Annotated in this window: 8 protein-coding genes, 1 tRNA gene and 1 pseudogene; 6 read left to right on the top strand and 4 right to left on the bottom strand. The window is 72.4% G+C overall.

Annotated features, from left to right (window positions below; all coding sequences use genetic code 11):
- The first annotated feature begins 425 nt into the window (after positions 1-425).
- The 5 genes from lhgO (at position 426) to ACH4J0_RS40330 (ending at position 5,172) form a co-directional block, all read left to right on the top strand.
- Positions 426-1,661 carry an L-2-hydroxyglutarate oxidase gene (gene lhgO / locus ACH4J0_RS40310; protein WP_396246171.1) on the top strand — a complete coding sequence of 412 codons (1,236 nt, stop codon included), beginning with the start codon at positions 426-428 and terminating at the stop codon, positions 1,659-1,661.
- A gap of 55 nt (positions 1,662-1,716) precedes the next feature.
- The gene (gene trmB / locus ACH4J0_RS40315) at positions 1,717-2,547 is read left to right on the top strand and encodes a tRNA (guanosine(46)-N7)-methyltransferase TrmB (protein ID WP_396246172.1); all 831 of its coding nucleotides are present in this window, start codon (positions 1,717-1,719) and stop codon (positions 2,545-2,547) included.
- A 116-nt stretch (positions 2,548-2,663) separates the two neighbouring features.
- Positions 2,664-3,974: a PrsW family intramembrane metalloprotease gene (locus tag ACH4J0_RS40320; protein WP_396246173.1), complete on the top strand. Its 1,311-nt coding sequence runs from the start codon at positions 2,664-2,666 to the stop codon at positions 3,972-3,974.
- An 87-nt stretch (positions 3,975-4,061) separates the two neighbouring features.
- A tRNA-Met gene (locus tag ACH4J0_RS40325) sits at positions 4,062-4,135 on the top strand.
- Positions 4,136-4,332: 197 nt separating this feature from the next.
- Positions 4,333-5,172, top strand: coding sequence for a hypothetical protein (locus ACH4J0_RS40330; RefSeq protein ID WP_396246174.1), 840 nt, complete (start codon positions 4,333-4,335; stop codon positions 5,170-5,172).
- A gap of 567 nt (positions 5,173-5,739) precedes the next feature.
- On the opposite strand, the gene ACH4J0_RS40335 is transcribed toward ACH4J0_RS40330, so the two are convergent.
- Positions 5,740-6,279, bottom strand: coding sequence for a glycine-rich domain-containing protein (locus tag ACH4J0_RS40335; RefSeq protein ID WP_396246175.1), 540 nt, complete (start codon positions 6,277-6,279; stop codon positions 5,740-5,742).
- Positions 6,280-6,796: 517 nt separating this feature from the next.
- Here ACH4J0_RS40335 and ACH4J0_RS40340 point away from each other — a divergent pair.
- Positions 6,797-7,186, top strand: a pseudogene (locus tag ACH4J0_RS40340) (DNA-binding protein); the annotation flags it as partial.
- A gap of 60 nt (positions 7,187-7,246) precedes the next feature.
- Here ACH4J0_RS40340 and ACH4J0_RS40345 read toward each other — a convergent pair.
- The 3 genes from ACH4J0_RS40345 to ACH4J0_RS40355 form a co-directional block, all read right to left on the bottom strand.
- Positions 7,247-7,516, bottom strand: a complete 270-nt coding sequence (locus tag ACH4J0_RS40345) for a phage terminase small subunit P27 family (RefSeq protein WP_396246176.1) — start codon at positions 7,514-7,516, stop codon at positions 7,247-7,249.
- Positions 7,517-7,871: 355 nt separating this feature from the next.
- Complete coding sequence (locus ACH4J0_RS40350; RefSeq protein WP_396246177.1) at positions 7,872-8,432, bottom strand: Uma2 family endonuclease; 561 nt, start codon at positions 8,430-8,432, stop codon at positions 7,872-7,874.
- Positions 8,433-8,886: 454 nt separating this feature from the next.
- Positions 8,887-9,312 (bottom strand): hypothetical protein, encoded by a 426-nt coding sequence (locus tag ACH4J0_RS40355; protein ID WP_396246178.1) that lies wholly within the window; start codon positions 9,310-9,312, stop codon positions 8,887-8,889.
- Positions 9,313-9,708 lie beyond the last annotated feature (396 nt).

Here is a 9,708-nt window from a genome sequence, read left to right on the forward strand (position 1 = left end):
GGGGGGGGGGGGGGGGCCTGAGTCCCCGTGGGGGGGCCCCGGGGGCCGGCCACCGCGCCGCCGGGGGGGGGGGGGGCAAACCCCCGCCCCCCCACCCCTGCATGCCACTTGCCGGACCACGGCGGGCCGTTCCCGGGCCCGGCGCACCGCGTCGAACGGGCGGAAGGTCGCGCAGCCGCGCAGCGGAGCCTTGACGGGCCGACCGGTGCGCAGCGAACAGCGGCCGCACCCGCCGCCCGCCGCGCAACACCCGGCACACCACCACCGGCGGCCGGTCCCCGCCACAGCAGCGGCACCGCGGCCCGGGCGGCGACCGGGAAACCGGCCCCGGCGCCGCCGACCCGTGGCAGCATCGGCAGCGCAGGCCCGGCGCCGGACCGCGCCGGGCCTGCACCAGGGGCCGGGCGGCGGACGAGGAGCACAGGGTGGCGGACGGGTTCGATGTCGTGGTGATCGGCGGCGGGATCGTCGGGCTGGCCACGGCCCACGCCCTGACCGAGGTGGGAACGGGCCTGCGAGTCGCGGTGCTGGAGAAGGAGAACGGCTTCGCCGCCCACCAGACCGGCCGCAACAGCGGGGTGATCCACAGCGGCGTGTACTACCGCCCCGGCTCGTACAAGGCCCGGTTCGCCGTCGCGGGCGCCGCCGAGCTGGTCGGGTTCTGCCGCGAGCACGGCATCCCGTACGAGGTCACCGGCAAGCTGATCGTGGCGACCGACGACGCCGAGCTGCCCCGGCTGGCGGCGCTGGCCGAGCGGGGGCGGGCCAACGGGATCCCGGTGACCGAGCTGGACCGGGCCGGGATCGCCCGGTACGAACCGGAGGTCGCGGGGCGGGCCGGGCTGCACGTGGGCACGACCGGCATCTGCGACTTCCCGGCCGTCGCGACGACGTACGCCCGGCTGGCCCGGGACGCGGGTGCCGAACTGCGGCCCGGCACCGAGGTGCGGACGCTCGCCCGGCGCCGGGACTGGGTGACGGTCGGCACCTCCGGCGGGGAGCTGCGCTGCCGGGTGCTGGTGAACTGCGCCGGGCTGCACAGCGACCGGATCGCCCGGCTGGCCGGGGACGACCCGGGGGTGCGGATCGTGCCGTTCCGCGGTGAGTACTACGAACTGGTCGAGGGGCGCCGGGACTTGGTGCGCGGCCTGGTCTACCCGGTGCCCGACCCGGCCTTCCCCTTCCTCGGGGTGCACCTGACCCGGGGCATCCACGGGGACGTCCACGTCGGCCCGAACGCGGTGCCGGCCCTGGCCCGCGAGGGGTACGACCGGCGCACCGTCCGCCCGCGCGACCTGGCCGAGACCCTGGCCTTCCCGGGCACCTGGCGGATCCTCCGGCGGCACTGGCGGTACGAGGCCGGCGAGTTGCACCGCTCGCTGTCCAAGCGGGCGTTCACGGCCGCCGTCCGACGGCTGCTGCCCGCCGTGACCGCCGCCGACCTGGTGCCGGCCGCCGCCGGGGTGCGGGCCCAGGCGGTGGCCCGGGACGGCTCGCTGCTGGACGACTTCGCCTTCGCGGGCTTCGACCCGGGGGATCCGCGTTCCCCGCGCCGTGCGGTGCACGTGCTGAACGCCCCCTCCCCCGCCGCCACGGCCTCGCTGCCGATCGGCCGCGAGGTCGCCCGCCGGGCCCTGGCCGCCCTGGAGGCCGGCGGATGAGACCGGTCACAGGCCCTGCGGAACAGCCCCGGAAGCCCCGTAGACTCGGGTGATTGTGACTGCCACCGCCCCGATCCCCCAGCAATCGCCGTCCGCCCGGCTGTCCGCGGCGCCGGCCGCCTACCCCGCGCCGATGTACCCGCACAAGGCCACCGAGGAACAGCACCGGGAGCGGCGCATCCGCAGCTTCCAGCCGCGCCGGGGCCGGATGACCAACGCCCAGGCGGGTGCCCTGGACCGGAGCTGGGAGACGTACGGCGTGCCGATCGACGGCACCCCGCTCGACCTCGGGGAGCTGTTCGGCGGCCTGCCGGTCACCCTGGAGATCGGCTTCGGCATGGGCGAGACCACCGCCGCGATGGCCGCCGCCGACCCGTCGATGGGCATCCTCGCCGCGGACGTGCACACTCCCGGCCACGGCAACCTGCTCGGCATGCTGGAGCGGGACGGTTCGCAGAACGTCCGGCTGGCCGCCGGTGACGCCGTCATCCTGCTGCGCGACATGCTGCCGGACGCCTCGCTGGCGGGCCTGCGGGTCTACTTCGCCGATCCGTGGCCGAAGCCCAAGCACCACAAGCGCCGACTGGTCCAGGCGTCCTTCCTCGACCTGGTGCTGCCCCGGCTCGCCCCGGGCGCCCTGGTGCACTGCGCGACCGACTGGGAGCCGTACGCGGAGCAGATGCTGGAGGTGCTGTCCGCCTCCCCGGAGCTGGAGAACCTGCACCCCGGGGGCGACGGGACCGGCTGGCTGGAGCCCGCGGACCACCCGGACGGCAGCATCCCCGGCTACGCGCCCAGGCCGGACTGGCGGCCGGTCACCAAGTTCGAACGGGCCGGGATCGCCAAGGGCCACGTGGTGCACGACCTGCTCTTCCGCCGCCGCTGATCCCCCGGGGCCCGTTCGAACGGGCCCCGGCGGGCTGACCGGCCGGTCGGGCCCGGGACGAACCGTTCGTCCCGAGTCCTCCCGACGGGCCGCCGCCGTGGCCTACCCTGTGCCGCATGGGCAGCCCGTCCGGCGGGTTCCGGGCGACCGTCCGCACCGCCGCCGACGCACCGGGGACGGCCCCGCGCACCGGTGACACCCGGACCATCCCGGGGCCCCGCGGGCGCCGGGCCCACCGGCTGCTGCCCCGGCCCGGCGGAGCGTCACCGCCGGCCACGGCCACCCCGGCGCCCGGTCCGGACGGATCACCGGAGGCACCCCCGGGCCGCAGCCGCTCGATGGTGCTCTCCTCGGTCACCACGACCGCCGTGCTGGTCCTGATCGGCTGCGGGGTGCTGATCCTGCACCTGGTCCAGCGGCAGACCGGCACGGTCGGACTGCTGGTGGGCCTGGGCCTGGCGATGGTGCCGCTGCCCTTCGTGCTGGGCAGCCTGGCCTGGCTCAACCTGACCGCCCGGGTGCCGCTGCGGCACACCGTGTTCTGCCTCGGCTGGGGCGCCTGCGCCGCCACCACGCTCGCGATCCTCGCCAACAACTGGACCGCCGACTACCTGACCGCCCACCGGGGCGCGTTCGGCGGACTGCTCGGCGCCGGGACCGCCGCCCCGGTGATCGAGGAGAGCGCCAAGGCCACCGCCCTGCTGGTGCTGCTCCTGCCGCTCGGCCAGCGGCTGCGCTGCCACGACCGCCGCTCCGGACGCCCCTGCGAGCCGCTGCTGCACCGGGCGACCGCGTCCCGGCGCCCCCGCCCGCACCAGCGCCGCCCGGCCGGGCCGCACGCCCGGGGCCGGCCACGGCTGCGCCCGTACCTGCGGCCGCTGCCGTACCTGTGCCCGGCGCCGCCCTCCCCGGGCACGCCGCACCGCCGCTCCCGGCCGCGCACCCTGGCCGCCGGGGTGGTGCTCGGCGGGATGACGGCCTGCGGCTTCGCCTTCACCGAGAACGCCCTCTACCTGGGCCGGGCCTTCACCACCGACCAGCGCAACCGGCTGGACAGCATCGGCCTGGGCGACCCGCCCAGCCTGCGCGACTTCGACAGCACCGTGCAGACCTTCGTGCTGCGCGCCCTGCTCTCCCCCTTCGCCCACCCGCTGTTCACCGCGCTCACCGGGATCGGCCTGGCCGTTACCCTGACCACCGGGCGGCGCTGGCTGGCCCGGGTGGCCGCGCCGGCCGGGCTGCTGACCGCGATGGTGCTCCACGGGACCTGGAACGCTGCCGCCGACCTCGGGACGGACGGGTTCCTGGTGGTGTACGGGGTGCTGATGGTGCCCTGCTTCGTGGCGCTGGTCTGCTTCGCGCTCTGGGTCAGATCCCGCGCCGCCCGGCACGCCTGGCGGCGCGGACGGCGGCCGGTGCGGGGGTAGCGCCGGGCCGCGCGGAGGGCTGCGCCGGACCGCGCGGAGAACCGATTTCCCATCTCGGCGACTTCCCCGTATTGTTGTGTTCACCGACGCGGGGTGGAGCAGCTCGGTAGCTCGCTGGGCTCATAACCCAGAGGTCGCAGGTTCAAATCCTGTCCCCGCTACTCAGTAGCCGAAGGGCCCGGAGGATTCGTCCTCCGGGCCCTTCGCGTTCCCGGCACCGGCAGAGCACGGTCGTGCCACGAAGCGGTAACGGGGCCGGATTCCAAGATCTCCTGTCGTACGGCTCCCCCATACTGAGGAAAAATTCAGCCAAGTGGGGGACGGCGGGGGGCCGTGCCCTGGATAAGGAACGACCTCGATGCTGTCGAAGCGCCTGGCCAGTACCGCCGCGATCTGCCTCCTCCTGGGAGCCGGTACTGCCGCCTGCGGTGACAACAAGGACTCGAACAAGGCCGCCGCGCCCGCGACGACCGCCGCCGCTGCCGCGACTGCGACCGCCACGCCGACTCCGACCCCGACCGTGGCGAAGCTCGACACCGACAAGCTGAGCGCGCAGGAGATCGAGCAGCAGGCCAAGGACGCCCTGGCCGGCGCCACCTCGCTGAAGATCTCGGGGGCCATGGCCGACGCGGACGGCAAGATGGAGATGGACCTGTCCATGGACAAGAAGGGCCAGTGCCTGGGCAGCATGACCCTGCCGGGCTTGGGCAAGGTCGACATCATCGGAGACGGCAAGACCTCCTACATGAAGGGGGATGCCAGCTTCTGGGCCGGCGTGGCGGGCAAGGACGGGAACAAGAACGGCGCCCAGATTGCCGAACTCCTCAAGGGGCGCTACCTGACCGGGTTCGACAGCGACCCGCAGATGAAGGCGATGACCAGCTTCTGCAGCCTCAGCGACTTCAGCAAGCAGATCGTCGACGGCAAGACCGACAAGGCGGAGAAGGGCGTCGCGGGCAACGTCAACGGCGTGAAGACCTTCAGCCTCAAGGTCACCGACGACTCGGGCGAGCAGTCGACCCTCCAGATCGCCACCGAGGGCAAGCCCTACCCGGTGCAGGTCGAGACGGACTCGGCCAAGGACGGCAAGACCACGATCAACTTCTCCGACTTCGACAAGCCGCTCACCATTCAGGCCCCGCCGGCCGACAACGTGATCGACTTCTCCAAGTTCAAGGCCCAGTTGAAGAGCGCCTGAGCGGCGCCCGCGAATAATCCGTTGCCCTTCCGACAGGAGCCTGCCTACAGTGGCGGCACACTGAAAGGAGGTGATCCTGAATTGAGTACAAACGCAACTGCGCACGTGAGCGCGTCTGACTCGTTCGGGCGCGCCTCCGCCGAGGTTACGGCCTAGCCGCAGCCTGGCGGACGGGAACGCGCAGAAGTTGTCGTGCCCCCGGGACACCCTCAAGTCGAGGACCCGGGGGTTCGGCATGTCCGGGGTCGTGAGGCCCCGCCCAAGCACCGGGGAAGCGCACGGACGGGGCCGGTTCGAGCCGTTACTCAGCGGGGGATGGGAACAACGAATCCTCGCGTCGGACCCGCACTACGTGAGCGGCCCGCGATCACCGCTCGCACCTCGTCGGTGATGTCCCGCCGGGTCACAGGGTCGGCGCTGTCGTACACCCGCCACTGCCCGTCCGGGTTGTCCAGCTGCTCAGGGGAGACGATCCCCCGGATGCCAAGGCGGCGAAGCGTACTGGCCAACCGCTGGGCTTCGTTCTCATCCATGGATCCCGCCCTTTCGCGTTCGGTGGGGCTCAGGTTAGTGGGCTTCGCCGCCACCTCCCCCGCCACCGCCGTTGCAGTGGGAGGCGCACCCACCGGGGTTGATCGGTCCGCACCCGCCGGGCACCGGGGTGTGCGAGCACTGTGCGGCCACGGTCACCAGGGCCCGGGTAGGACCGGTCCACAACTCGCGGTCCGGGGTGTACCCGGCCTCTTCGATGAGTGCCACGGTCCGAGTGAGCGCGTCTTCGTCGTGGCGCTGCGGGTCGGGGCGCTCGGGGTAGTGGTGCACGAACCCCCCAAGCCGGTTGCACAGTTCGGCGTAGGGGCGGGTGTGCAGGATGAGCGCGTGCCACCCCTCGTCCACGACGTTGGACGGCGTGATTCGCACGGTGGGGAACGTGCGGGCGGTCACGACGAACTTGAGCGCCTCGATGACGATTCGCTCGGCCACGTCGACGGCCATCTTGGGGTTGTTGTCCAGCACGGTGAACACGACCCCGTCGAAGTGCACCGGGTCGAGCAGGGAACGCACGTCGGGACCGGGGTTACCGGCCGGACGTTCGAGCTTCGGCATACTGGTGTCTCCTCACATCGTGCGGAGTGTCGGACACCGTTTGGCGTCCGGGTCGTGCGGTGTTGCGGAACCCGCTCCGGTCGGTTGCCTGCCAGGGATGACGGCCGGAGCGGGGGCTTTAGGGGCCCGCTAGTTTCGGGCGCTGGGGGCTTTCCGGGGCGGCCCTTCTCGTAGCTGCTGCGGGCACTGGCACGTAACCGAGTTCCCGCCCGTGTGAACGGCACCCTCGATCGTCAGCTCACCGGGCCGCTTCTTTGCCGCCACGGGCTCAGCCGGCGGGGTGATAGGTCACGGTGACGTCCGCCCATTCCTGACGCCTACCGGGTTCGTACGTCCACCGGCCCCGCGACTCGGCAACCGCCCTCGCGTGACGAAGAAGGATCTCACCGAAGTCGGCCATCTCCCTTGGGACGTCCAGCGTCCACCAACGCCGGGCCGCTTCCGAAATCAGGTGGGCGGCAAGCCGTTCGAATGTATGCGTGACAGCGAACCCGTGGACGTCGGAACCGCCGGCGGCTACGAGTTCTTCAGCAGCAGCCGAGAGAACACGTTCACCGGCCTGCACCACGTCGTGCTGTCCCAGAACGGGAATCGGATCACTGGCCGGTCCCTCCCCGGTGCATCGTCCAATCCCGACTCACCGCTGTCGTTCGATCTCACTGTCGATCGGAACGTCGTGACAGGTTCATGGGTGGAGCAGACGGCACAGGACGGCTACTACCAGGGGGCCAGGTACCACGGCGCCATTCAGTTGCTGGTTGACCCCACCGGGCGCCGCATGGCCGGTAAGTGGGTCGGCTTCGGAAAGGAGTTCGACGTCAACACCGGGCCCTGGGAACTGCGCCTACTGGACAGGTCCACGGCCGATGACGTTTTGGGTCGCTACAGCGTGCCGCCGGAGGCGTAGCCGCGTTGCCGCGCACTGAAAAAGACCCCCGCGCCGACTACCGGTACGGGGGCTGTCAGGTCACTCCCGACGCTGCCGACGCGCCAACATCTCTTCGAACGCGTTCTTCGCCTTGACTTCGGCTACGCCCAGGCGGCTCCGGTCGGCGGGGGTGAGGCCGAGCGAAGCGGCTATGTGGGCCATCTGCTTCTCGGTCGTGGCCAGCATGGCGACTACCGGGTTAGCGACAAGGTGGCCGTCCCCGGGCCGCTCGATCAGTAGCCCGTGTTCTGCAAGGTTGGCCATCATCAGCGCGCGTCGGTCGGCCATCTCGCACAGCATCTGAAGCATGAGTTCCATCAGGATGCGTGAGGTGGCTGCTCGCTAGAGCCGCCCCTGCCTGCGCAGGGTGAGGCCCCAGGCCTCCGGCAGGCGAAATCCACAGCAGTCACCCGGCCCGCGGGCTCACCGGTACATCCCCGGTGCCTCGGGCGCCAGGCCAGTGCACGGGCCGGCGCCGAGGAGCAGCTCGCGGGCCGTCTGCGTTTCCGCCGCCGGTTCCCGTCGTAGCGGCGGCGCCCCCGGGTCGGGGGGGGGGGGGGGGGGGGGGGGGGGGGGGGGGGGGGGGGGCCCCCCCCCCCCCCCCCCCCCGGCGGCCCCCCCCCCCCCCCGGGGCCCCCCCCCCCCCCACCACGGTGGGTCTGGACTACCGACGCAGCCTCGCCGGGTCGAGGTCGAGGGGGAATGGGTCGGTGAGCGCGGTGGTCTCGCCGACCTGGACGAGGCGGTCGACGTAGAGGCCTCGCTCCAGGTGCCCGAGGTAGAGGCGTGGTGCGGGTTCGAGTTCGAGGCGCCAGTAGTACGGGATCCCGGCCGCGGCGTACAGGGACGGCTTCATCTTCTTGTCGGCGACGCGGGTGGACGGCGAGGCGATCTCGATGGCCACGACGATGTCGTGCGCGCTCAGGGTGGTGCCGGCCTCGGCGGCGGCTGCCGCGTCCGCGACCACCAGGTCGGGGATCAGCAGCCCGTCGGGCACGACCACGTTGACGGCCTCCAGCACCTCCAGCGGCACGCCCGCAGAGTCGATGGCGGCGCTCAGGAGCATGGCGAAGCGGAGGCTGGCGCGCTGGTGCGGGACGCCGGGGCTCGGGCTCATCAGCAGCGCTCCCCCGACGAGCTCGATCCGGTTGCGGGGGTCTTCGGGCAGGGCCAGGACGTCCTCGACGGTCCACGGCCCGCTGTGCTCGGTGACTGCAACGCTCACAGGTCCCTTCCTTTCACCCGGCACCTGTCCTCATTGTCCCCGGCGGGGACCTCGGGTGGTACCGGCTCACACGTTCGTACGACGGACCGGCCCCGGAGGCCGACCACGATCGGGGTGTTACGCGGCGCCGCTGAGGGTCATCGGCGGCCGGGTCGGGCGCGGCCCCGCCGGGGCGACGGCGGTGACGTGCTACGTGCTCCGAGAGGCACTCCCAGCTCCAGGTCTCCGACGAGCTCCAGTGCCTGATTGACGAGGCCGACACCGGCTAAGCGGCTGGTCCCAGGCGCGCTTCGAACTGCGCAGGCGTGCCCCGGCGAGGCGTTCGCCCGCTTCCCGGCGTTCATGCCGTGAGCAGTGGCCCACCGCGACGGCATACCACCGGACCGACGGAAGCGGCTGGCGGGCAGGTGACCGACCTCGGCGGGCCCGGGTCCGGTGCGCCGCCCGGTCCGGGTCACGTGAATTTGTACGGTGCGTCTGGCAGCTGGATGGTGTTGGTGCACCCCAGAGCCTTGCTGATGGCCTGGCGGGCGAACGCCACCGATAGCTCTGCCGTCTTCTGCCGTCCCGGAGCTGGGAAAGCGGGGTTGTCGGGAGCCTGGAGGTTGAGGGCTGCCGTGTAGTACCAGGTGCGGTCCGGGGCGTCGGGCGTCGATCTGGTGACGCAGGTGAAGCGGACCACGGAGGAGTGGTCACCGGCCTCGCCGTCGGAGAATGGCATGTAGTCCCTCGGGACCTGTTGTCCTTCGGTGTGGATACGCTCCACTTCGGTGGCGGCTCCCATCACGGTCGCGATGAGCGTGCGCTGGTCGCTTCCGCTCACCGCACAGGACAGGTAGGCCGGTGTGGAGTCCGTCAACGGCGTGAAGTCCGTGCGCACCGTGGGTGGGGATGCCGATCCCAGGACTTCGCTGAAGCGGGCGTCGTCGAGGGTGTCCTGGCACTCCCCGGGTGGGATGGGGGCCGACTGCCGCGGAACGTGGCCGGGTTCGTCTGCCCGTTGCCAGAGGAGCAGGCCCCCGCCAGCCGTAACGATGAGGACGACGGCTGCGGCTGTCCATGATCGGCGTGCCTTCATCCGTATGCTTGCCCTTCTTCACGGCAGCTGGTCATTTCGTCGCCTTCGGCTTCGGTTCCCGGTGCCGGGGGGGGGGGGGGGGTGTAACCCCCCCCCCCCCCCCCCGGGGGGGGGGGGGGACCCCCGGCCCGTGGGGGGGCAGGTGGCCCGGGGGGCCCCACTGCCCCCCAGCCCGCCCAGCCCCCCCCACCCCGCGGC

This window comes from Kitasatospora sp. NPDC017646, from assembly GCF_044329365.1.
GTDB lineage: Bacteria > Actinomycetota > Actinomycetes > Streptomycetales > Streptomycetaceae > Kitasatospora.